This is a genomic window from Pseudomonas sp. p50(2008) (assembly GCF_015351605.1).
Classification (GTDB): domain Bacteria; phylum Pseudomonadota; class Gammaproteobacteria; order Pseudomonadales; family Pseudomonadaceae; genus Aquipseudomonas.
In genome coordinates this window covers 284811-307532 of the sequence record NZ_JACMYF010000008.1, presented here as the reverse complement: position 1 = coordinate 307532, position 22722 = coordinate 284811, and the positions used below count along the sequence as shown (strand labels likewise).

18 protein-coding genes are annotated in these 22722 nt (G+C 59.5%); 9 read left to right on the top strand and 9 right to left on the bottom strand.

Going from position 1 to position 22722, the window contains the following annotated elements; all coding sequences use genetic code 11:
* From H7698_RS23020 to H7698_RS22990, 7 genes are all read left to right on the top strand, one after another.
* The gene (locus tag H7698_RS23020; protein WP_194692892.1) at window positions 1-1620 is read left to right on the top strand and encodes a DUF2300 domain-containing protein; all 1620 of its coding nucleotides are present in this window, start codon (window positions 1-3) and stop codon (window positions 1618-1620) included.
* A gap of 3 nt (window positions 1621-1623) precedes the next feature.
* The gene (locus tag H7698_RS23015) at window positions 1624-2439 is read left to right on the top strand and encodes a YfaP family protein (protein WP_194692891.1); all 816 of its coding nucleotides are present in this window, start codon (window positions 1624-1626) and stop codon (window positions 2437-2439) included.
* Window positions 2440-2770: 331 nt separating this feature from the next.
* A complete protein-coding gene (kynU, locus tag H7698_RS23010; protein ID WP_194692890.1) occupies window positions 2771-4015 on the top strand; it encodes a kynureninase in 1245 nt (414 codons plus the stop codon).
* Between the two features lie 31 nt (window positions 4016-4046).
* A complete protein-coding gene (locus tag H7698_RS23005) occupies window positions 4047-5462 on the top strand; it encodes an amino acid permease (RefSeq protein ID WP_194692889.1) in 1416 nt (471 codons plus the stop codon).
* Between the two features lie 123 nt (window positions 5463-5585).
* Window positions 5586-6911 carry an OprD family porin gene (locus H7698_RS23000; RefSeq protein ID WP_194692888.1) on the top strand — a complete coding sequence of 442 codons (1326 nt, stop codon included), beginning with the start codon at window positions 5586-5588 and terminating at the stop codon, window positions 6909-6911.
* Window positions 6912-7007: 96 nt separating this feature from the next.
* Entirely contained in the window at window positions 7008-8762 is a 1755-nt protein-coding gene (locus tag H7698_RS22995; RefSeq protein ID WP_208525816.1) for a hypothetical protein, read from the top strand.
* A gap of 104 nt (window positions 8763-8866) precedes the next feature.
* On the top strand, window positions 8867-9892 hold the full coding sequence (locus H7698_RS22990) for a porin (protein WP_194692887.1): 1026 nt from the start codon (window positions 8867-8869) through the stop codon (window positions 9890-9892).
* 242 nt (window positions 9893-10134) lie between these two features.
* Here the strand turns inward: H7698_RS22990 and H7698_RS22985 are convergent, their stop codons facing one another.
* From H7698_RS22985 to H7698_RS22945, 9 genes are all read right to left on the bottom strand, one after another.
* Complete coding sequence (locus tag H7698_RS22985) at window positions 10135-11109, bottom strand: amidohydrolase family protein (protein WP_235992920.1); 975 nt, start codon at window positions 11107-11109, stop codon at window positions 10135-10137.
* Between the two features lie 8 nt (window positions 11110-11117).
* Window positions 11118-11690, bottom strand: a complete 573-nt coding sequence (locus tag H7698_RS22980) for a 3-hydroxyanthranilate 3,4-dioxygenase (RefSeq protein WP_194692885.1) — start codon at window positions 11688-11690, stop codon at window positions 11118-11120.
* 10 nt (window positions 11691-11700) lie between these two features.
* Entirely contained in the window at window positions 11701-12126 is a 426-nt protein-coding gene (locus H7698_RS22975) for a RidA family protein (RefSeq protein WP_194692884.1), read from the bottom strand.
* Complete coding sequence (locus H7698_RS22970) at window positions 12123-12911, bottom strand: 2-keto-4-pentenoate hydratase (RefSeq protein ID WP_194692883.1); 789 nt, start codon at window positions 12909-12911, stop codon at window positions 12123-12125. The genes H7698_RS22975 and H7698_RS22970 overlap by 4 nt, the downstream gene beginning before the upstream one ends.
* Window positions 12908-13945: a 4-hydroxy-2-oxovalerate aldolase gene (dmpG, locus tag H7698_RS22965; protein ID WP_194692882.1), complete on the bottom strand. Its 1038-nt coding sequence runs from the start codon at window positions 13943-13945 to the stop codon at window positions 12908-12910. Before dmpG ends, H7698_RS22970 begins: the two co-directional genes overlap by 4 nt.
* A complete protein-coding gene (locus tag H7698_RS22960; RefSeq protein WP_194692881.1) occupies window positions 13942-14895 on the bottom strand; it encodes an acetaldehyde dehydrogenase (acetylating) in 954 nt (317 codons plus the stop codon). Before H7698_RS22960 ends, dmpG begins: the two co-directional genes overlap by 4 nt.
* A 14-nt stretch (window positions 14896-14909) precedes the next feature.
* Window positions 14910-15722, bottom strand: a complete 813-nt coding sequence (locus H7698_RS22955) for a fumarylacetoacetate hydrolase family protein (RefSeq protein WP_194692880.1) — start codon at window positions 15720-15722, stop codon at window positions 14910-14912.
* Between the two features lie 17 nt (window positions 15723-15739).
* Window positions 15740-17194 (bottom strand): 2-hydroxymuconic semialdehyde dehydrogenase, encoded by a 1455-nt coding sequence (locus H7698_RS22950; RefSeq protein ID WP_208525825.1) that lies wholly within the window; start codon window positions 17192-17194, stop codon window positions 15740-15742.
* Window positions 17195-17319: 125 nt separating this feature from the next.
* Complete coding sequence (locus H7698_RS22945; RefSeq protein ID WP_194692878.1) at window positions 17320-18288, bottom strand: LysR family transcriptional regulator; 969 nt, start codon at window positions 18286-18288, stop codon at window positions 17320-17322.
* Window positions 18289-18718: 430 nt separating this feature from the next.
* On the opposite strand from H7698_RS22945, the gene H7698_RS22940 reads away from it, so the two are divergent.
* Both H7698_RS22940 and H7698_RS22935 read left to right on the top strand, forming a co-directional pair.
* Window positions 18719-22024 (top strand): helicase-related protein, encoded by a 3306-nt coding sequence (locus H7698_RS22940; protein ID WP_038443682.1) that lies wholly within the window; start codon window positions 18719-18721, stop codon window positions 22022-22024.
* Complete coding sequence (locus tag H7698_RS22935; protein WP_038443681.1) at window positions 22021-22701, top strand: DUF4391 domain-containing protein; 681 nt, start codon at window positions 22021-22023, stop codon at window positions 22699-22701. Before H7698_RS22940 ends, H7698_RS22935 begins: the two co-directional genes overlap by 4 nt.
* The last annotated feature ends 21 nt before the right edge of the window (window positions 22702-22722 follow it).

Sequence of the window (22722 nt, the reverse complement as noted above, 5' to 3'; positions counted from 1 at the left end):
ATGCCCCGGGTTCTGGTCGGGTGGCTGATGTGCTTGATCTCTGCGCTGGCAACGGCGCAGGACGAGCCACTGCGCCTGGCCTTCAACGGGGAATTGCTGTCCTTGAACCGGACTCAAGTGATCGCCCGCGAGCCGTTGCCTGCTGATCTGCAAGCGCCGTTGGGCAGTGTGTGGAAGCTATTTGTCTATGCCTGGCTGGTGGACACCGGCGCGCGGGAATCTGCGTACGAGTGCCGCGGGCAGTCGAAGGAAGAAGTTTACTGCTGCACTGCCGGTGGAAAGATCGGCCGCGATCAAGCGCTGGTGAAGTCGTGCGGCTTGTATTTTGAGCCGACGCGGTTGGGCATCGTCGGCGCGCAGTGGCGCACGTATTGGCAAGCGCGACAGGCGCCGGAATGGTTGCTGAACTTGCCGTCGTTGCAACCTGCCAAGCGAGTATCCGTGACTGAATTGCTGAAAGTACTGGCGGTGATGCCGGCGCAGGATCAAGCGCGGCGGGTGCTGCTGGACGTTGTGTTGAATGCCGCTGACGGTCGTGTCGTCGGTGAACTCGGCGGCCGGTTGCGGGTGAAAACCTGGAGCTGGTTGGGGGATCAGGACCCTGCGTCGCGTCAGGGCGGGTTTGCCGGTTGGACAGCGGATGGCACGCCGATCTGGGCCGGTGGTCGTGGCACCAGCCAGATGGTGCTTCGTCATTACGGTGCGGCGTTGGCGTCGGTGTTGCCGGTGGGTTGGCCAGCCGAGGCGGGACGATGCGTCGAGGTCGGGCTGTTTTCACGCTATCCGATCAAGCGTGTGCTGGTGGGGGATCGGGAGGTTTCTTCCGGGGCGCTGCAGGGTGATTATCGCGTCGAATTCAGCAACGGCAATCAGCTTGATATCCACAGCGATGGCGAACTGTTTTTGCTGAACAGCCAACTGGTCGCCCGTGTTGACCGCGAAGAATACGTCGCCCGCGTGCTACAGCGAGAAGCCAGACCCGAGCCCGCTGAAGCCGCCAAGGCACTCGCCGTCGCGATCCGCACGTATCTGCTGCAAAACGCTACGCGCAACGGCGAGTGCCTGAGCATCGACGACAGCAGCAGTCGCCAACGCGTCGCCCCACGCCCGGCCACCCTCGAATCCCGCGCCATCGCGGCATGGACCAGTGACCTGGTGCTCGCGGGCAGCACCGTCACCTACCATTCCGACGCACCTGGCCCCGACAAACTCTCCTGGCAGCAAGCCGTCGAACAAGCCAATGCCGGGCAACGCTACGACGCCATCCTGCTGCACGCTTACCCGCGTGCGAGCCTGAGCCGCTGGGACAATCCCGTCGCCTCCTGCGAAGCGTTGCCCACCGCCCAGGACTGGTTGCAAAACCAGCGCCGCGGCTGGCGCCCACGTCTTGAAGGCGAAATCGGCTACAACGAAGTCAGCACGTTCGCCGTGTGCCGCCTCGCATTTGGCCGACCCTACGTCGACCGCGAACGCCAGCGCATCTACGTGCGTGGCGTGCTGTCGCTGCAGGATCGACTCGACCTGACCCACGAATACTTGCACCTGGCCTTCGAAGCACATCCCAACGGCCAGGATGAAACCTACATCGAAGGGCTTGCCCGCCACCTCTTGCTGGAATAGGCCATGAAACTCCGTTATCCACAGGTCTTCCTGTTCCTCTGCTCCTTCTGCGTGGGCACCACAGCCTACGCCGCCGACAACGCCGTCAAACTCGACACCCCCGTCGGTGGATGGCGCACCGGCGCCGTCGAGGGGGAAGGTGAAAACTTCCGCCAGACCGTCAACTACCCCGCATCATCGGTCAACACCCCGGCAGGCCAGGCCAACACGGCACGCATCACCGGCCAGATCAACACCACGCCCAAGTCCGCCGAGCCCGGGCGGCTGATCGTCAACGGCGTCAGCATGCCTCTGAAAATCGATGACGCTGGCCGCTTTGATCGGCCGTTCTCATTCCCCAACGGCAGCAACAGCGTCGAGGTCCGCAGTCCTGACGGCCAGCAACGGCGTCGTACACAATTCCTCAACAGCAGCGGCGGCGCCACCCCGGCCAAATTACGGGTACTGCTGGCGTGGGACAGCGACAACACCGACCTGGATCTGCACCTGGTCACCCCCGACGGCGCACACATCTGGTACGGCGACCGCGTCGCCCCCAACGGCGCCGCACTCGATGTCGACGTCACCACCGGCTACGGCCCGGAAATCTTCGCCATGCCTGCACCGATCAAGGGGCAGTACCTGGTGTATGTGAACTACTTCGGAGGCGGTTATCGCAGTGATGAAGACGGGCAGGAAGACGCGGTTCAGCCGCTGACGACGGCGCAGGTGACGGTGATAACGGAAGAGGGGACGCCGAACGAAAAGATGGAGACGTTTCTTGTGCCGATGCGGGCGGTGGGGGAGTTGACGTTGGTGAAGGGGTTTAGTTATCCGTGATGAGCGGGCAGCCTTAGCAGTAGTCTGCCGTTGCCTGTGAACCAGACAGGCGCGGCGTAATCCCGGTCGTTATCCAGGTTCACTTCCATGGTGAGCCAGACGATTCGGGCTTCAGCGCAATCTTGCAGGGGATCACTGCCAGCTATAACGGTCGAGAATACTTGACGCAGGCTTTTCTATTTTCGGGTAATGGCATGTGCGGTTAGCATCTAGGCACTTCGCAGTGGCGTCACGCCAGTTTGCAGTGCAAGGAGGATCGTCCCTGTCGCGGGATTGATCAGCAAGCCGCCCGGTAGCCCCACCAGAAGAAGAAAAATCAGAAGGAGCGTTTATGTCCACGTCCACCCCCGCCACCCGAGCGGACTTTGAACACCTCGATCAGATTGATGAACTGCGCAACTCCCGTGAGCGTTTCGACTTGCCGGAAGGTGAGATCTATCTCGATGGCAACTCATTGGGCGCGATGCCGGCCCACATCCCGGCGCGCATCGAGAAGGTGCTCAAGCAGGAATGGGCCCAAGGCCTGATCCGCTCCTGGAACGATGCCGACTGGTACCCGGCGCCACAGCGCACCGGGGCAAAAATCGCGGCGTTGATTGGCGCTCAAGGCCACGAAGTGATCGTCGCCGATTCGACCTCGATCAACCTGTTCAAGGTGCTGGTCGCCGCCACGCGTTTGCGTCCCGGTCGCAAAGTCATCCTGGCTGAGCGCGGTAACTTTCCGACTGACGTTTACATCGCCGATGGCGTGGCCGAACTGACGGGAAGCTCGCTGCGCTGCGTCGAGCCGGACGACATTCTCGATGCCCTGGATGAGGACGTGGCGATTGTTTCGCTGACTCACGTCAACTTCAAATCCGGCAAGCGCTACGACATAGCACGCATCACCGAGCGGGCACATGCTGTCGGCGCGCTGGTGGTCTGGGACCTGTGTCACTCGGCCGGTGCCATGCCTGTCGCGCTGAACGAGGTCGACGCCGATTTCGCCGTGGGTTGCGGCTACAAGTACCTGAATGGCGGGCCGGGTGCGCCGGCATTTGTGTTCGTTGCCGAGCGGCATATTCCCCACATTCGCCAACCGCTCACAGGTTGGCACGGACATGCCAAACCTTTCGATTTCGACCACCATTTTCGACCACACCCCACCATCGACCGGATGCTCACCGGCACCGCGCCGCAACTCGGTGTGTTGGCGCTGGAAGCGGCGCTGGAGGTATTTGACGGCGTCGACCTCAAGTTGCTGCGGCAAAAAAGCGTGGCGCTGGGCGACCTGTTCATCTCGCTGTGCGATCAGCATTTGGCCGGGCTGGGCATCGAATTGCGCTCCCCGCGTGATGGCGAGCAGCGCGGCAGCCAGGTGTCGTTGGCGCATGACCAGGCCTATGCGGTAATGCAGGCGTTGATAGCGCGCGGCATCGTCGGCGACTTCCGTGCGCCGGACATCCTGAGATTCGGTTTTGCCCCGCTGTACATCCGCTATGTGGATATCTGGGACAGCGTGGTGGCCCTGCGTGAAATCCTCGAACAAAAAGAATGGGATCGCCCGGAGTTTCTGGCCCGCAAGTCAGTGACCTGAGCCCCTCCCACCGATTCGGAGCAAATGTGCAATGACAAAAACAACCAGCACCTTCGAACACTTGATAGACCGTGAAAAAGGCTTGAAGCAAAGCCTTACAAGCGGCCAGTTGTCGATGATCGCCATTGGTGGTGCCATCGGTACGGGGCTGTTTCTGGGCAGCGGTTTCGCCATCGGTTTTGCCGGTCCCAGTGTTCTGGTGAGCTATGGCATCGGCGCCTTGATTGCTCTGTTGTTGATGGGCTGCCTGGCAGAGATGACCGTGCGCCATCCGACGTCGGGGTCGTTCGGTTCTTTCGCCGAGTTTTACGTGGCGCCCTGGTTTGGTTTCGCGATTCGCTACGCCTACTGGTCGTCGATCGTGTTCGCGGTCGGCACCGAAATCACAGCCGCGGCGATGTACATGAAGTACTGGTACCCGGACGTGCCCGGCGGCTATTGGATGGTCGCGTTTTCCATGGCCCTGATCCTCGCCAACGCGTTCAGCGTCAAGGTGTTTGGCGCCATCGAATACGTGTTCTCGCTGATCAAGCTTTGCGCCATTGTCGTGTTCATCCTGTTGGGTGCCTACGTGGTGTACGGCGCGCCGGCAGACACGAGTATCGGCTTTGCCAACTACACCAATGACCGGGGTTTCTTCCCGAACGGTTGGTGGGGCACCTGGGTGGCGGTGATCGTCGCGTTCTTCAGCTATCTGAGCATCGAGATGATTGCGGTGGCAGCGGGTGAGGCCAAGGACCCGCAACGTGCGGTAACCCGTGCGTTCCGCATCACTGTGGTGCGCCTGGTGGTGTTCTACCTGCTGACCATCGCGCTGGTACTGGCGATTGTGCCATGGGGTCAGAACAGTGGCGGTCAGAGCCCGTTCGTGACGGTGATGGCGGCAACGGGTGTGCCTTACGCGGGCGCCGTGTTCAACGCGGTGATTCTGATTGCTGCGTTATCGGCAATGAACAGCCAGCTCTACATCACCACGCGCTTGATGTTCAGCCTGTCGAGGGCAGGGCAGGCCCCGTCGGTGTTTGGTCGCCTCAACAGTAAAGGGGTGCCGCTGCCAGCGTTGTTGCTGTCCTCGGTAGGGATCGGTCTGGCCACGCTGTTGTACCTGGCCTACCCGGAAAAAGCCTTCACCTTGATGATGTCCATTGCGATGTTTGGCGCGATGTTCACCTGGGCCGGGATTTTTCTGACGCACCTGTTCTTCCGCCGTCGTCAGGCCGGGCAACCGTTGGCCTTCAAACTCTGGGGCTATCCATGGACCAGTCTTGGCGGATTGCTGCTGATGCTGGCGGTCATGATCACAACACTGTTTACCGAAGAGTTTGCCCCGACCTTGCTCTGCGGCATTCCGTTCCTGGTGGTGATCCTGCTGATCTACTTCCTGCGTTTCCGGCGCAAGGCCCCCACGCTGACGGATGAGCCCAAGCCGCTGCCACTGCAACGTTGAGTGGCTCCGCCTGACCAGGGACGGTCCGGCATTTTCTTTCTGTTGATGCGTTGACCAGGCACTCCTGTGCCTTGGCCAACTGCGCGCGCCGATTTTTCGGCTCGCTTCAAAATCGGGGTTGTCATGAATCACACCAGAACCAGCGTTCTGTTGTTGGCCAGCGCCTGCGCGCTGCCTTCGTTCGCAGCTCAGTCAACGGCACCTGGGCGCGGTTTTATCGCGGACAGCGGCGTCGAGGTATTGCTGCGCAATTCCTACTTCAATCGCAGCAAGGAAGACGGTCGCCGCGATGCCCGCGACTGGACCCAAGGCGTGCTTGGTCAGTACTCCTCCGGCTTCACCGAAGGCACCTTCGGCGTTGGCGTGGATGCTTTTGCGTACCTGGGCTTGAAGCTGGATGCGCCTGCCGACAAGTCCGGCACCGGCAACCTGCCGGTGCAGGACGACGGTCATCCGGCGGACAACTACTCCAAGGCTGGCGCGGTGCTGAAGATACGACTGTCCGAGAGCATTCTGAAATACGGCGAGCAGCGACCGGAAACCCCGGTGTTCGGCGTCAGCCATTTTCGCATCGTGCCGCAGACCGCCACGGGTCTGTCGCTGATCAGTCGCGAGGTTGAAGGGCTTGAAGTGCAAGCCGGGCATTTCACGTCCGGCACCAGCCCGGTCACCACCAACGCCGACGGTGATCTGTGGGCGGTGATGGCAGGCGTCACCACGCCTTCGGCTGACTACCTGGGGGGTAGCTATCAACTGTCGCCGGGGCTGACCGTCAGCCTGTACGGCTCGCGTTTCGAAGACATCTGGAACCAGTACTACGCCAACCTCGAGAGCCGTACCGACGTCGATGCGCTGAACCAGTTCGGCCTCGGGCTGACGGTTTATCGCACTGTGGATGAAGGCCGCGCCAAGGCCGGTGAAATCGACAACACCAGCCTCGGTCTGTCGACCTTCTGGCGCAGTGGAGCGCACCGCTGGCTGTTGGGATTGCAGAAGATCGATGGCGACACGCCGTTCGATTATCTGGGCGTCGGTGACACAGACCGCAATGGCCGCAATGGCAACGATCAGGGCGCTTCGATTCAGTTACCGAACGCCGCTCAGTTTTCCGACTTCAACGGCCCGCAGGAAAAGTCCTGGCAAGTGCGTTACGACCTGTCACTGGCCGCGTATGGCGTGCCTGGTCTGTCGGTCATGGGCCGTTATGTGCGCGGGTGGGGCATCGACGGCAGTCACATCGCCGCCACGGGTCCCTATTCAGGGCGTTACGGCGATGATGGCAAACACCATGAAACCAATCTGGAAGTTCGCTACGTGGTCCAGTCCGGACCCGCCAAAGGCTTGAGCGTGCGTGCGCGACAAGCCTGGCACCGGGCGAACAGTGACCAGGGTTCAGGCGATCTGGATGACTTCCGCCTGATCACCGATTACCCCATCGACATTTTGTAAGGCCGGCGTATGGCGCCGGCAGGCAGTTCTTCAACGATCCACAACGATTGGCAATGACCTGTACTGCCCAACCGGGCACAACCTCTGGAGTGAACAATGAAAACAATGCGACTCCCCAACCAACCCCGTGTGCCATTCCTCAGAGGCGCGCTGACGACGTGTGTGATGCTGGGCCTGTGGAGCAGCGTGCAGGCTGACAGCTCTGCACCGGTGAACATCACTGACCCGTTCGTCAAACAGCAGACCGCACTGTCCGTGGACAAGATTCCGGCGATGCCGGCGCCGGGCAGCTATGGCATGGACAAGGCAACGGGCAAGTTCACCCACCCGGTGGCCACGCCCTTCAGTCACGAAGGCGAGCCCTTTGCCGGTGAGCTGGATTACTGGGACACCAAAAGCTACATCAAGAACATGACCGTCGAGGCGTACTACCCGATCACGGTCGAGCCGTTCCACACCTGGCAGAACATCGTCGACTTCGACGGCAAGCGTTACCTTTATCAGTACGTGCGCCGCAACATGAAGGTCTTCGACATCACCCACCCCAAAGACGTGAAACTGGTGTTCACCAAGGGGTCGACCTGGGGGCCGGACGGTCCAGGCGCGGAAGAAAACCCGTATGCCCCGGACGATATGTTTGGCGCGGCCACGGTGCAGTGGAACAAGAAGCTGGGCAAATACATCATGGTCCAGTCCTTCGAAGTGCGCCGCTTCGGCGTGTTGAATGACAAGTACCGCGAGCCCGACAAGGTCGAAGCCATTCGCAAGTCCAAGCACCTCAAAGGCTTCAAGGTCTATGAGATGAACGGGCCACTGCCGGACGACTGGAAACTGATCGCCACCCGCACCACCGACATCGAGCATCCCGATGCGCCGATCGGTGAACAACAGGGTTCCGGCGTGCGTGATATTCCTGCGTATTTCGGCGGCGACGTGATGTACGTGGCCGCAGCTCCCAGCGATAAATATGCACTGACCGAATACCCCAACGATCTGTACAACGCCGGCTACCAGTCCTGGGACATGTCGGACCCAGGCAACCCGAAACTCTTGCAGATGCTCACGGTGCCAGGGCAAATCGTCGGCGATCCTAAACACGAGGCGGTGTTCAAGGCCAACCCGCGTGCGGGCAACCGGGCTTCGTGGATGGGCGCGCGGATGTCGCTGTTTATTCCGAAAACCGTCGAGCAGGGTGGCAAGTACGGCTACGCCGCTATGGGCGGGATGGGGCTCTATGTGGTCGACATCACCCAGGCCGACAACATGAAAGTGGTCGGACATCTGGAGTTTCCGGTGAGCGTAGCGGGCACTGAAGGCGACAATATCGACGTCTCGCAAGTGGAGAAAACCGGGATCATCTACTTCAGTGGCTACCCACTGTCGGAAGACTGCTTCGAGGCCAAAAAGGATATTTTTGCGGTCAACGTGAGCAACCCGCAAAAGCCATCCATTGAGTACGTGCTGCCGCGCCCTACGCCACCGAAGGAGGCCGCGTTCACCGATTATTGCCAGCGCAAAGGCAGCTTCGGGCCGAAACGTTCGGGCTACTACACCCAGCCAGGGATTTCCCGTGAAGGCATCCTGCCGTACGCGTTCTACAACGCCGGCGTGCAAGTGTTCGACGTGCGCGAGCCGGGCAAACCCACCATCGGTGCGTACTTCGTGCCGCCGTTCGATACCAAAAACGTGGCGAGTTACGCCATGGGCAACCTGACCCACGGCACCTACACCGAATACGACCGCAACCTGATCTGGGTCTTCACCAACCATGGCTTCTACGCGCTGTCGACGCCGTTGCTGGGCAAGCCGAATTTCGACGCGCCGAGCAAACCCTGGCCAGCCCGCGACTGAATACGCGGTAACTGACGACTCACAATAAAAATAAATAAGAAAAGTCTGGCGGTGGCTCGGTATCGAGCCATCGACCAGCGCTTTCGCAGTGTCCGGAGTTTTTCATGCGCAAACTATTGCTCGCCCTTCCATTGATGAGTGGCGCCTGTTACGCGGAGTTCAAGGTGTCGGGGGTCGTTGACCTGACGTACGAAGTGGCGCACTCGGGAGGCGATACCGTGGATCGGCTGACGGGTGCGGGCCTGAGTGCCAACCGCATTCAGTTCAGATGGACGCAGGAGGTGACCGATGACATCAAGCTCAATGCTGTCTATGAAGCCATGTACAACCCCCATTCCGACGATTCGACCGGTAAGCGTGAAGTCTATTACCAGGTGATCTCCGAACGTTGGGGCACCCTCAGCGCCGGCCGCCAGGATACGCCGTCGGCCAACAGCTACGGTTATGCGGACCCGCTGTACGGCAACGACTACAGCTTGATCAACAACGTCCAGGTGTTCTATGCGCCTTGGCGAGAGGACGATTCGCTGATGTACATCAGCCCGCGTTTCGCGGGCTATCAGTTTCGCGCGATGGCCACCTTGGGTGAGAACGATGGCAGCCGGGACGGCGTGGTCTACAGCACGAGCGTCGATTACTGGGCTGACAGCCCGTGGTACTTCGCCGCGGCCGTTGATCGTAAGTACCAGCGCAACTTGTGGGACAAACACACGATGGAGCAGGCGACGGACGCCTACTTCACCGTGGTCTACACCATGGGCACGACCGACCTGACAGCCGTTTATCACCGCTATACCGGTTACTACGCCTATGCGCCGTGGGTGGATTTCGAGTCCAACGGCAGCGACCTGCAATTGGGCATCCGCCACAACTTCTGGGATACCCAGAACATCGCTGCCAGCGTGGTCTACAAGGATGATCGCAAGAATGAAGCGTTGAGTGACGCCAGTGGTATCAACCTGGCGTACATCTACAACTTCAACAAACAGACCGACCTCTACGCCGTATACGGTTATGTCCATCACAACCGTGATTCGGAAGTGCGTTACCCGGTCAGCTGGAACCTGGAAAGCCCGCTGCGCAATGAAAATCCCGAAGGTTTGCAGATGGGTGTGCGGTACAAGTTCTGAATGTCTGATGATGCCAAGGGCGCCGCGAGGCTGTCGCTGATCAGTTAAAAAGGCAACGCTGAGTAAACTGTGGCGAGGGGATTTATCCCCGTTGGGCAGCGCAGCGGCCCCAGAGATGGGCCTGCTGCGCAGTCCAACGGGGATAAATCCCCTCGCCACAATAGTGACAGCGTTGCGAATCGCGGGCACAAAAAAAGCCCCGCTGCGATCGCTCGCAGCGGGGCTTTTTACCGCTTTAACACTTAGAGCCCGAAGAACGCCTCGGCATTGCTGCCCAGAATGCGCGACTTGCTCTGCTGATCCAGTTCCGGGTGATCGATCACCCCGGAACCGATACTTTGCTCGCCAAGCGGGAAGGGTGCGTCGGAACCGAGCATCACCCGGTCGCTGCCCATCACGTCCACCAGTAACTTCAGTGAGCGGGGATCGAACACGGCGGAGTCGACGAAGAAGCGTTTGACGTAGCTCGACGGCAGGTTCGGGCAGTCTTCACGGACGATGTCGCGATGTTGCCAGGCGTTATCAACTCGTCCAAGCAGGAAGGCAAACCCGCCACCGCCATGGGCAAAGCACAGGCGCAGCGATGGCGGAATGCGCTCGAAAGCGCCGGAGAGAATCAACGACAAGATGCCCAGCTGGGTTTCCGCCGGCATCGCCACCAGCCACGGCAGCATCCACTTGCGCATGCGCTCGCCGCCCATCATGTCCCAAGGGTGCACCAGCACGGGAATGCCGTCCTGCGCGCAGTGGGTGAAGAACGTCACCAGGCCTTGATGGTCGAGGTCCTGATTGCCAACGTGGTTGCCGATCTGCACACCGACATGGCCGGCGGCCTTGGCTCGGCTGGCTTCTCGGCAAGCAGCGTCGATGTCCTGCAATGGCACTTGAGCCAGGACTTTGAGACGGCTGGGTGCTACAGCTGTCATTTCCAGCGCACGGTCGTTCATCAATTGCGTCCAGGGCAGGGCGCGTTCGATGGGCGCGTCGTAAGCGAACATCACCGGTGTGGCGCACATGATCTGTACGTCCAGGCCCTGTTCGTCGAGATGCTCTATCCGACGGTTCATGTCCCACAACACGTCGTGCACCGGGCGGAACGGTTTGTCGCCGATCATGATCTGGCCGGTGCGTCCGCTGGTGTGCAGCCAGGGGCCGCGGTCGCTGCTCAGGCGAGCGGCCTCAGCCTGGCTGATGGTGGGGAAAAAATGGGAATGCATGTCGATTTTCATGGGCGCTTGACTGCCTCGAGAGTGCGGTGCCAGGTCTGCCAGTCACGACCGGGGTGGATTTCGCCGCAGCCATTGCAGCGCCGTTCGGCGTCACTGGTGGCGTAGAACTGCTCGTAGACAGGAGGCAGGTCGTTGACGATGCTCTGCAACTGCAACTCATAGCGTTTGACCAGCGTGCCGCAATGGGCGCAAGACCATTGCAGGGCATCGAACTGCCCCTCGGGCCGGGCTTTTTCAATCACCAGGCACAGGCTGCCCGGTTCTGGGCGCTGCGGTGAATGGATCACGTGCGGGGCCATCAGGTACATGTCGCCTTCGCGCAAATCGATGCGTTCGTATTGCCCCCGGTCCCAGATGTTCAGGTACGCGTTGCCCTTGAACTGGTAAAAGAATTCTTCCACGGGGTCGTCGTGGAAATCGGTGCGCTGGTTAGGGCCGCCGACGACCGTGACCATGGTGTCGCTGTCTTTCCACAACTGACGATTGCCCACCGGCGGCTTGAGCAGGTGTGCGTATTCTTCGATCCAGCGATCGAAGTTCAGGGGTGGACTGAAGTGATGCTTGTCCATCTTGTTGTCCTTAGCGATTGAGGGGGGCGTAGGCAACGCCTTTGATTTCGATGCGCAAATGCGGGTGTGGCAATTGGTGCACGGCCACGGTGGTGCGGGTGGGGCCGGTTTCGTCGAAGTACTGCGCGTAAACCTGGTTGTAACCGTCGAAATCGTTCATGTCGACGAGAAAGCTGCTGATCTCCACCAGGTCCGCAAGACCTGCGCCTTCACTGTCCAGAATGTCGCGGATGTTCTCGATCACGGCACGGGTCTGCGCGCGAATGTCGAGACGCGTGGTGCCCATGGCATCGACTTCCACGCCTTCGAAACTGTTATCGGGACGGCGTGAGCTGGTGCCTGAGACGTAGAGAAAATCACCGGCTCGCTTGATGTGCGGAAAGCGTCCGCGAGGGGTGGCCTTGCCGGGTACGACGGTGGATCGGTTGGTGCTCATTTCACATCTCCTGGCCGAGCTGCAACGCTGAAACCGCACTCGCCAAAACCGGCAATCTCCACACTGACGTGCGCACCGGGGCTCAAGGCCTCGGCAGCGGTAGCCGCGCCCGCCATGATCAAGCTACCGGCGGGCAGAGCTATTTCGGCCTTGGCCAACAACTGTGAAGCTTGTACCAGGCTGCGCAATGGATGCCCGAGGATGGCGGCGGTAGATCCGGCCTGAACCACGCGGCCATCAATGCGCATCAGCACCCCGGCGTTGACCAGGCCGGCGAAGTCTTTCGACCAGGCACCGACCACCAGACCGGAGGAAGAGCAGTTGTCGGCAACCACGTCTTCAAGGCTGAACTTGAATGCCTGGTAACGTGAGTCGATGATCTCGATGGCAGGGGCAACGGCTTCGAGATAATCCACCGCTTCGAGCGCGGTCAGCGGGCGGTCAATGGTGCGTCGGGTGAGAAAGCACACCTCCGGTTCGACCCTTGGATGGATGAAGCGCTGAAGGTCGACGACAGCGCCATCCTCTTCGAGCATGGCATCGGTCAGCCAGCCCCAGATCAGACTGTCGACGCCCATCTGGATCATTTTTGCGCGGCTGGTGAAACCCAGCTTGAGGCCGATCATGCGTTCGCCGTCATCGTAGCGACGCTGCATCGATGCGCGCTGAATCAAGTAGGCCTCGTCGAGGCTGAACGGACTGTGGTTGCTGAATTGGGCCAGTGGCTCGGCTTTACGTGCCGCCTGATCGAGCGCGTTGGCGATGTAGGCAATGTCGGTGCTCATGGGCGTTGCTCCTTGCGCGAATTCAGAAGGTCCAGTGCCACGTCGACGATCATGTCTTCCTGGCCGCCGACCATGCGTCGCCGGCCCAGCTCGACGAGAATATCCACAGCGCTGATGCCATATTTGTGCGCTGCCATTTCAGCGTGGCGCAGGAAACTGGAGTAAACGCCGGCATAGCCCAGGGCCAGGGTTTCGCGGTCAACGCGTACCGGGCGATCTTGCAAAGGGCGCACGATATCGTCGGCGGCGTCCATCAGGGTGTAGAGGTCGGTGCCGTGATTCCAGCCAAGGCGTTCGGCGGCCGCGATAAACACTTCGAGCGGAGCATTGCCGGCACCGGCGCCCATGCCGGCGAGGCTGGCATCAATGCGGTCACACCCTTCCTCGACCGCCACAATGGAATTGGCCACGCCGAGGCTCAGGTTGTGATGCGCGTGCATGCCGGTCTGGGTCTCAGGTTTGAGTACGGATTTCAAGGCCTGGAAACGCTCACGGATGTCCTGCATGCCCATGGCGCCGCCGGAGTCGACGACGTAGATGCACGTGGCACCGTAGCTCTCCATCAAGAGCGCTTGAGTGGCCAACTGCTGCGGGCTGATCATGTGGCTCATCATCAGGAAACCGACGGTGTCCATGCCCAGTGAGCGGGCGTATTCGATGTGTTGCCGTGAGACGTCGGCTTCGGTGCAATGGGTGGCCACGCGCACGATCCGGGCCCCGGCCTGATAGGCGCTTTTCAGATCGTGCAGCGTGCCGATACCTGGCAGCAGCAACGTGGCGACCTTGGCGTGAGTCAGTACATCACTGACCGCTTCGATCCATTCCAGATCGGTGTGGGCGCCAAAGCCGTAGTTGAAACTTGAACCTTGCAGGCCGTCGCCATGGGCCACTTCAATCGAATCGACACGCGCCTTGTCCAGCGCGCGTGCGATGGCTTGCACTTGATCCAGCGAATATTGGTGGCGGATCGCATGCATACCGTCACGCAGGGTGACGTCCGAAATGTAGAGTTTTTTGCCGGGATTGAACGTCATTGCAATTCTCCTCGAGCGCTGAGCATTGACTGCGCCATGCGTTCGGCGGTGGCCAGGGCGGCGGAGGTCATGATGTCGAGGTTGCCGGCATAGGCAGGCAAATAGTGGGCAGCGCCTTCGACCTCGAGGAACACCGATGTCTTTAATCCGCTGAATTGTCCGTGACCGGGAATCAGCAGCGGGGTGTCGGCGCTGATGACATCGAACTGGACTTTTTGCTTGAGGCGGTAACCCGGCACATAGGCCTGTACCGCCTGAACCATTTCTTCTACAGAGGCCTCGACCGTGGCCTGATCGACTGACTCGGACAGCACGTACACGGTGTCGCGCATGATTAGCGGCGGCTCGGCCGGGTTCATGACGATGATCGCCTTGCCCTTGGCTGCACCACCGATCACTTCAATCGCGCGTGACGTGGTTTCGGTGAATTCGTCGATGTTGGCGCGAGTGCCAGGACCGGCGGATTTGCTCGCAATCGAGGCAATGATCTCGGCGTAATGCACGCGGGCGACGCGGGAAACGGCGGCCACGATCGGGATCGTTGCCTGCCCGCCACAGGTCACCATGTTGACGTTGAGCTGATCCAGGTTGTGCTCCAGATTGACGACCGGCACGCAGTACGGGCCGATGGCCGCCGGTGTCAGGTCAATCAGGCGAATCCCGGGTTTGGCATCGCGCAGCAGGGCTGCGTTGTAGACGTGAGCGGTGGCCGAGGTGGCGTCGAAAACGAAGTCGATGTCGGCGAACTGCTCCATGTCGATCAGTCCCTCGACACCCTGATGGGTGGTCGCCACACCCATGCGCCGGGCGCGGGCCAGGCCGTCGGAATGCTCGTCGATGCCGACCATGACCGCCATCTGCAAGTGGCGGGCGTTGCGTAAGACTTTGATCATCAGGTCGGTGCCGATGTTGCCGGAGCCGACGATGGCGATGTTCAGTTTTTGGCTCATATGGGGTTCTCCGGTCACGGTTGCAGGTCGAAGGCGGCGGTGACACTGCCCAGTCCCTGGATGTGAGCGGTAAACACATTCCCCGGCTGTGCAGCGACCATCGGGCCCAAGGCGCCGGTCAGCAGAATGTCGCCGGCGCGCAACGGGGTGCCGAAGCGCACCATGGTGTTCGCGAGCCACACGGCGGCATTCAACGGGTTGCCCAGGCACGCGGCACCGGCGCCCACTGACACCGGCTCACCCCTCAGGGTCATGCTCATGCCGCAGCGCACCAGATCCAGTTGCGACAACTGCACCGGTCGGCTGCCCAACACGAACAGGCCAGAGGAGGCATTGTCGGCGACGGTATCAACCAAGCGGATATCCCAGTTGGCGATGCGGCTGCCGACCACTTCGATGGCCGGTAGTGCGAACGCGGTGGCGCGGATCAGATCGGCGATCGTGTGGTGCTCGTGGCACAGGTCGTGCTCCAGCACCAAGGCAATTTCCGCTTCTACCTTCGGCTGATGGGTGTCCAGCCAGGCAATGGGCTGATCGTCACCGCGAGCCATGCTGGCGAACAGCTGGCCGAAGTCCGGCTGATCGACGCCGAGCTGCTGCTGGACAGCGCGGGAAGTAAGACCGATTTTGCGTCCGACAGGGCGCTGGCCGGCTTCGATAGCGGCGGTGGTGTTGTACTGCTGGACGGCGTAGGCGAGTGCGACTGGGTCGGCAGAAGGGTTGGCGGCGAGGGCGCTGGCGATCAGTTCACGAACCGGCGCGCACGGTTGCCCGCCGCGTTCGGCCTGGCGCAGCTGACTGGCCGCTTCGATAAGAGCTGCATGCATGGACGAAACTCCGGGGCTCAAGGGTTGACGCAGATGGTGGTGATTTGCGAGTAGAAATCCAGGGAATGACGGCCGCCTTCGCGACCCAGGCCCGACAGGCGCGTGCCGCCGAATGGCGTACGCAGATCGCGCAAGAACCAGGTGTTGACCCAGACCATGCCGACCTCGAAACGCCGCGAAACCTTGTGGGCACGCTTCAGGTCGCGGGTCCACAGGGCGGTGGCCAGGCCGTAGGCTGAGTCGTTGACCCGTTGCACGACTTCGTCGTCGGTGTCGAATGGAGCAATGTGGCAAACCGGACCGAACACCTCTTCACGCACGCAACGCGCGTCGTCGCCGAGGTCGGTCCAGATGGTCGGTTGCACGTAGGCGCCGTTGTCGCGCTCGTCACCAAAGCTCGGTACTCCGCCTCCGGTGACGACCGTCGCGCCTTCAGAACGGGCCAGTTCGAAGTAGCTCAAGACCTTGTCGCGATGCTTGTGAGAAATCAGTGAACCCATGTTCACCCCGTCTTCATCGGGATAGCCGATCTTCAGGGCCTCGGCGCCAGCTTTCATGGCCGCGACAAAACGCTCGTAGATCGGCTGCTCGACATACACCCGCTCCGAGCACAGGCAGACCTGTCCGGAGTTGGTGAAACTGGAGCGCAATACACCCGCCACCGCCGCGTCGAAATCACAGTCGGCAAACACCACGGCTGCGTTTTTGCCGCCGAGCTCGAATGACACATCCCGCACGCCTTCGGCGGCAACTTTCATGATGGTTTCACCGGTGCGCGACTCGCCAGTGAAGGTGATGGCATCGACATCTTTGTGACGGGTCAGGAACTCACCGGCCGAGCCGGGCCCGAAACCGTGTACCAGGTTGAAAACACCGGCGGGCACACCGACCTCGTGCATGACTTCAGCGAGCAGGGTGGCGGTGGACGGCGAGTCTTCCGAGGGTTTGATCACCACCGAGTTACCACAGGCCAGCGCCGGGGCGACTTTCCAGGTCATCAGCAGCATCGGCAGGTTCCACGGCGAGATGATCGCCACTACGCCATGGGGTTTGCGCACCGAGTAGCTGAATACGTCGTTGCCATCGGCGGCACGCATCTCGAAACACTCACTGCCAGCCTGATTGATCAGCTCTGCGAAGGTGCGGAAATTGTGAATGCCACGGGCGATATCCAGGGATCGAGCTTGTTGCACCGGGCGGCCGGTGTCGGCAACTTCAGCGGCAACAAAGTCTTCAAAACGGCGTTCGATGGCGTCCGCGATACGTTGCAAAACTGCTGCCCGCTGACTGGCGCTGTAATCGCCCCACGGGCCGGACTGCGCGGCTTTTGCCGCCGCGACGGCGCAGTCCACCATTGACTTGTCGGCCTCACAGACATGGCTGAGCGTACGGCCATCAATGGGCGATATGTTGGGGAAGGTCTGCTCGCCAGCGACGAATTCGCCCGAGATGTAATTACGCAGCAACTGCAAGGGTGCAGACACATCAACCTCCGGAAAACATGGGTAGTCGGAGGAAGTGTAGGGAGAGTGGATATTAGTGAATAATAAAAATGTGGCGTCTTACTATGTCGATATGGAATACCAGAAGCGAGCCTTCAATGGGGCACTTGCTGGCGCTCATCAGACTCGCAACGGGCCTGATTCAGGCACTCACGAAACAGCCGGGCTGCGGGTCCCAGGGCGCGCGCGTTGGAGAAGAAACAGCCGATATCGCCAAACTGCAGAGGAGCGCCCAGGTCGAAAGCCTTGAGCAATCCGGCGCTGACAAATTGTTGAGAAGCTTCGTAGGGCATCAACGCCACGGTCTGCTGATCCTGCATCAGCGTGATGTTGGTCAGGATCGACAACGACTCCACCACGTTTCCCGGAGTGGCCAGTTCGGCCTGCGCAAACAGCATGTCGGCGGTGCGCCGCAGCAGCGAATCGCGGGTCGGCAGTACCCAAGGATACTCATGCAAATCCGCCAGACTAACGGGCGAACGTCCGTGCAATGGATGGTTGGCCCCCGCGACCACGCTCAGCTCTTCGGCGTACAGCACTTCAACGTCGAGCATCGGTGATTCATTGCGCCAGCGCCAATCGTCAGGCACTCGGCCCACCACCAGATCGACTTCTCCCACCGCCAGCGCCGGAAACAATTGATCCATTTGCCCGACCCGCAACGACACCAGCACGCCGGGCGCCTGCTGCTTGAGCAACTGCATGGCCCTTGGCAGCAACGATGTAGAAGCCGAGATCAATGTACCGACCATGACGTGCCCGGAAGTCCCTTCCTGAAAGGCATTGACCTCGTCGGTCAGCGAGCGCAACTCCGCGAGAAGCGACTTGGCCCGACGTACCACCAGCTCACCCAGTTCGGTGGCCGTGACGCCACGATTGCCACGGATCAGCAACGGCGCATCGAAGTACGACTCCAATTCGTGAATGATCTTCGTCACCGCCGGCTGAGTCAGATTGAGTGCCTGCGCAGCACGCACCAGCGAACCACTTTGCAGCACCTGATCGAACACCACCAATTGGTAAAACTTGAGCTTGCGCGCAACGGAGATCGTGGTGAACTTCATGCAGAGCCTCGAGTTACGCTTGGGTGCAGCGAGCAGCCTGAACCATGGGCAGTGGGTGTGCGGGAGGGCGCTATAGTAATCACAATCAGATGAGGGCGGGGAAGGGGGCGGTTGCTGGTTTGGAGGGAAGGGGGTTTTTCAGGCATTAAAAAGCCGGCTTGTGGGCGGCGTTATTGTTTGAGTGTGGCCTTATTTTGCTGGGGTGTGTGGGGATTACTATTTCTGTCCCCCCATTTATCCCCCCACTGCACCAATGCGTGCGCTTATCCGTTCAAGCTCGTGGCTGGCGTCGTCGCTGTCTGCACTTATGCAGTCGAGCTCCCATTGGGTTGTGATTTTGAATACGTTGCAATTTGCCGGCGAGTAATACGTGATATTACTCCCTGGCTCCATGATAATCCCCTCAGCTCGCATAATGGGATTCCTCCAAATGGAACTGATCGACAACATCAACACCCTGTTTGGTGAAAGCCTAAAGGGTACGCTCAAGCCGGGCTCGAAGCTGAAGATTGCCGCCTCGTGCTTTTCGATCTACGCCTACGTCGCGTTGAAGAACGAGCTGGAGAGCATCGACTCCCTGGAGTTCATATTTACCTCGCCGACTTTTGTGCTCAACGAGGTGAGCGACACGATCAAGAGGGAACAGCGCGAGTTCCATATTCCCAAGGCCGAGCGCGAGCGCAGCACCACTGGAAGTGAGTTTGAAATCCAGCTGAAGAACCAGCTCACCCAGAAGGCGATAGCCAGGGAATGTGCTGACTGGATTAAACGCAAGGCCAAGTTTCGCTCCAATCGAGGCCAAGCGCCCATGCAGCCCTTTGCGGGCGTGCAAGGCAAAACCGGCGACAGCGTCTACATGCCTTTGCAGGGCTTCACTGCCGTGGACCTGGGTTACCAGCAGGGCAACGCCGTATCGAACTTTGTCACCAAAATAGATGAGCCAAGTGTTACCGCGACTTTTCTCAATCTGTTTGATCAGATCTGGAGCGACACAAGCAAACTGGAAGATGTGACCTCACGACTGTGCGACCACATTGCCTCGGTTTATCAGGAGAATGCCCCTGAGCGCATCTACTTCTTGATGCTCTACAACATCTTCCGTGAGTTTCTGGAAGACATTAATGAAGACGTGATGCCCAATGACCGTACCGGCTACCAAGACAGCCTGATCTGGCAGAAGCTGTTCAACTTCCAACGTGACGCCGCCACCGGTCTTATCAACAAACTCGAAACCTACAGCGGCTGCATTCTTGCCGACAGCGTTGGCCTGGGTAAAACCTTCACTGCGCTGGCGGTGATTAAGTATTACGAGTTGCGTAACAAGTCGGTGCTAGTGCTCTGCCCGAAGAAGCTGGCCGACAACTGGCTGAACTACAACCGCAATCTTAAAACCAACATCTTCGCCAAGGATCGTTTCAACTACGACGTGCTCTGCCACACAGACCTGACCCGCACCCGTGGCGAGTCGTTGGGCATTCCGCTGGATCGCGTCAACTGGGGTAACTACGATCTGGTGGTGATCGATGAGTCGCACAACTTCCGTAACAACGACATCTATAAAGACAAAGAGACCCGTTACCAGCAGCTGATGAATAAGGTCATTCGCCAAGGCGTGAAGACCAAGGTGCTGATGCTCTCGGCTACCCCAGTCAACAACCGTTTCAGCGATTTGCGCAACCAGTTAGCCTTAGCCTACGAGGGCGACAGCGACAACCTCAGCAAGAAGCTGCGCACTGAAAAGGACATCGACAGCATCTTCCGTCGCGCCCAGGCAGCCTTCAATGTTTGGACCGGTCTGCCACCGGAAAAGCGCACTGCGGCGGCGATTCTCAGCACCCTTGATTTCGACTTCTTCGAGCTACTCGACAGCGTCACCATTGCCCGCTCACGCCGACATATCGAGACTTTCTACAACACTGCCGATATTGGCAGTTTCCCTGAGCGCCGCAAGCCGCTGTCGTTTCATTGCCCGTTGACTTCGCGTAATGACGTCATCGGCTTCAACGAGATCTTCAACCAGCTGTCTCTGCTTAAGCTCGCCGTGTACGCGCCAGTTAGTTATATCCTACCCAGCCGGCTGAAAAAATACGAAGAGAAGTACGACACCGAAGTGGATGGTGGAAAGGGCAAGCTGAAGCAGGTCGACCGCGAGAGAAGCCTGCAAGCGCTGATGACCACTAACCTGCTCAAACGCCTTGAAAGCTCGGTAGAGTCTTTTCGCCTGACCCTGAAAAATCTGCAAAACACGCATCGGAACGCGCTGGATAAAATCGCCACTTTCAAGAAAACCGGCCTTGTCAGCGATTTCGCCGACGTCACAGCGGCCTTTGAAGATGCCGATTTTGACGACGACAACTTGCCGTTGCCTGGCGACATCACAATTGGTAAGAAGATTCAGATCAGCCTGGAAGACATGGATGTGCCGTCCTGGGAGCAAGACCTGCAGGGAGACCTGATCTTCATTGAAGAGCTGCTGGCTGAAATGGCCAAGGTTACACCGGCCGACGACGCCAAGCTGCAGCACCTGAAAACCCAGATCACCAGCAAATTGGCCTCGCCGATCAATCCTGGCAATCGGAAGGTGCTGATTTTCACCGCCTTCGCCGATACCGCCAATTACCTCTACGACAACCTGGCTGAGTACCTGCTGAGCACTCAACAGGTGCATTCCGGCAAAGTCACCGGCAGTGATGCGCCCAAGTCCACCCTTGGAACTATGCCAGGCAGCCGCCAGACTTATGACTTCCAAGGTTTGCTGACACTGTTCTCGCCGCGTTCGAAAGAAAAAGCGCTGATTTACCCGGACGAGCTGCGTGAAATCGACATTCTCATCGGCACTGACTGCATCTCCGAAGGTCAGAACCTGCAGGACTGCGACTACCTGATCAACTACGACATTCACTGGAACCCGGTGCGTATCATCCAGCGCTTCGGCCGTGTGGATCGTATTGGCTCGCAGAATGCCAGTATCCAATTGGTCAACTACTGGCCAGACATTAGCCTCGACGAGTACATCAACCTCAAAGAGCGAGTTGAAAACCGCATGATGATCGCTGACGTTACGGCCACCGGCGACGACAACGTGCTCAACGCCCAGGCCAACGACGTGGCCTACCGTAAAGAGCAACTGCGACGTTTGCAGGATGAAGTGATCGAGATGGAAGATATCAAGACCGGCGTTTCTATCACCGACCTTGGTCTCAACGATTTCCGCATGGATTTGCTCAATTACATCAAGGCCAATGGTGAGCTGAGCAGCGTCCCTAGCGGTATGCATGCGGTGGTCCCGGCGCAGCCTGCAGCGGGCTTACTACCCGGCGCCATATTCACCCTGCGTAACCGCGCCTTGGACGGCAAGTCGCATGGCGTTAGCCTCGACCGGCAAAACCGTCTATATCCGTATTACTTGGTCTACATCGGTAACGATGGCCGCATTATTCACGACTACACCGAGGCCAAGCGTTTGCTGGATCTGGCACGTAGTGCCTGCAAGGGCCACGATCAGCCGATTCGTGACGCCTACCAACTGTTCAATCAGGCAACTGAAGACGGTCGTAATATGCACGCCTACTCCAACCTGCTCGACCAAGCGATTCGCTCGATGATCGACGTGAAGGAAGAGAAGGATATCGACAGTCTGTTCAGCGGCGGTAAGACCACCGCGCTGGTCGACACCATCGCTGGGCTGGATGATTTCGAGCTGATTACCTTCATCGTTATTCAGGGCACGGTATGAGCCAGGCTTCAGTTACGCCTGCACTGTTTAGTTTTCCGCCGCAGGCCAAGGTTGGCCGCGTGGTGGCGAAGAGCAAAATCTACGAGCGTGGTTTTGTCAGCTCGACACTGCGCGATAAATTCGTTGCCCAGGTCGAGCAAATCACCTGGCAGTACAAGCTGGCCCCGGAAACCATCAATCTGCCGGCGCGGGGCGGTGTGGTAGAAATTCAGATCTTCGACATCGCACTGAAAACCGCCGAATTCGATGAAGAAGTACTGCGCGCCATCGACCGCGCTATCCCACTGCCGATCATCTTTCAGTTGCACCATAAGCAGCGCACCCGCATGGTGGCGACCTTTAAACGTCCCAGCGAAGCCGATGCCAGCAAGCGGGTCATCGATGGCTACTTCGCCGGAGCTTGGTTGGCGGCTGATGCCGAGCGTCAGCCCTTGCCGGTGGCGCTAGATCTGTATGGCCTTTACGAACAACTGCTGCGCAGCGTGCTGCCGCATCCAGCGAGGCCCAGAGAAAGCCTGCCAGAACAGCTGCAGCGATTGACCCAGCTGCGCAGACTGCATGGCGAGCAGCGCAAGCTGGAGGCCCGCTTGCACAAAGAAATACAGTTCAACCGCAAAGTAGAGCTCAACGCTCAATTGCGGGAGCTGAATGCCCAAATTGATCAGTTGAGCGCGTAAGCGCCAGTTCGTACCCAAGAA

Excerpts from the sequence above, each read along its gene's own strand:
- H7698_RS23020 (WP_194692892.1), top strand. The coding sequence starts at position 1 with ATGCCCCGGGTTCTGGTCGGGTGGCTGATGTGCTTGATCTCTGCGCTG.
- H7698_RS23015 (WP_194692891.1), top strand. The coding sequence starts at position 1,624 with ATGAAACTCCGTTATCCACAGGTCTTCCTGTTCCTCTGCTCCTTCTGC.
- kynU (WP_194692890.1), top strand. The coding sequence starts at position 2,771 with ATGTCCACGTCCACCCCCGCCACCCGAGCGGACTTTGAACACCTCGAT.
- H7698_RS23005 (WP_194692889.1), top strand. The coding sequence starts at position 4,047 with ATGACAAAAACAACCAGCACCTTCGAACACTTGATAGACCGTGAAAAA.
- H7698_RS23000 (WP_194692888.1), top strand. The coding sequence starts at position 5,586 with ATGAATCACACCAGAACCAGCGTTCTGTTGTTGGCCAGCGCCTGCGCG.
- H7698_RS22995 (WP_208525816.1), top strand. The coding sequence starts at position 7,008 with ATGAAAACAATGCGACTCCCCAACCAACCCCGTGTGCCATTCCTCAGA.
- H7698_RS22990 (WP_194692887.1), top strand. The coding sequence starts at position 8,867 with ATGCGCAAACTATTGCTCGCCCTTCCATTGATGAGTGGCGCCTGTTAC.
- H7698_RS22985 (WP_235992920.1), bottom strand. The coding sequence starts at position 11,109 with ATGCATTCCCATTTTTTCCCCACCATCAGCCAGGCTGAGGCCGCTCGC.
- H7698_RS22980 (WP_194692885.1), bottom strand. The coding sequence starts at position 11,690 with ATGGACAAGCATCACTTCAGTCCACCCCTGAACTTCGATCGCTGGATC.
- H7698_RS22975 (WP_194692884.1), bottom strand. The coding sequence starts at position 12,126 with ATGAGCACCAACCGATCCACCGTCGTACCCGGCAAGGCCACCCCTCGC.
- H7698_RS22970 (WP_194692883.1), bottom strand. The coding sequence starts at position 12,911 with ATGAGCACCGACATTGCCTACATCGCCAACGCGCTCGATCAGGCGGCA.
- dmpG (WP_194692882.1), bottom strand. The coding sequence starts at position 13,945 with ATGACGTTCAATCCCGGCAAAAAACTCTACATTTCGGACGTCACCCTG.
- H7698_RS22960 (WP_194692881.1), bottom strand. The coding sequence starts at position 14,895 with ATGAGCCAAAAACTGAACATCGCCATCGTCGGCTCCGGCAACATCGGC.
- H7698_RS22955 (WP_194692880.1), bottom strand. The coding sequence starts at position 15,722 with ATGCATGCAGCTCTTATCGAAGCGGCCAGTCAGCTGCGCCAGGCCGAA.
- H7698_RS22945 (WP_194692878.1), bottom strand. The coding sequence starts at position 18,288 with ATGAAGTTCACCACGATCTCCGTTGCGCGCAAGCTCAAGTTTTACCAA.
- H7698_RS22940 (WP_038443682.1), top strand. The coding sequence starts at position 18,719 with ATGGAACTGATCGACAACATCAACACCCTGTTTGGTGAAAGCCTAAAG.
- H7698_RS22935 (WP_038443681.1), top strand. The coding sequence starts at position 22,021 with ATGAGCCAGGCTTCAGTTACGCCTGCACTGTTTAGTTTTCCGCCGCAG.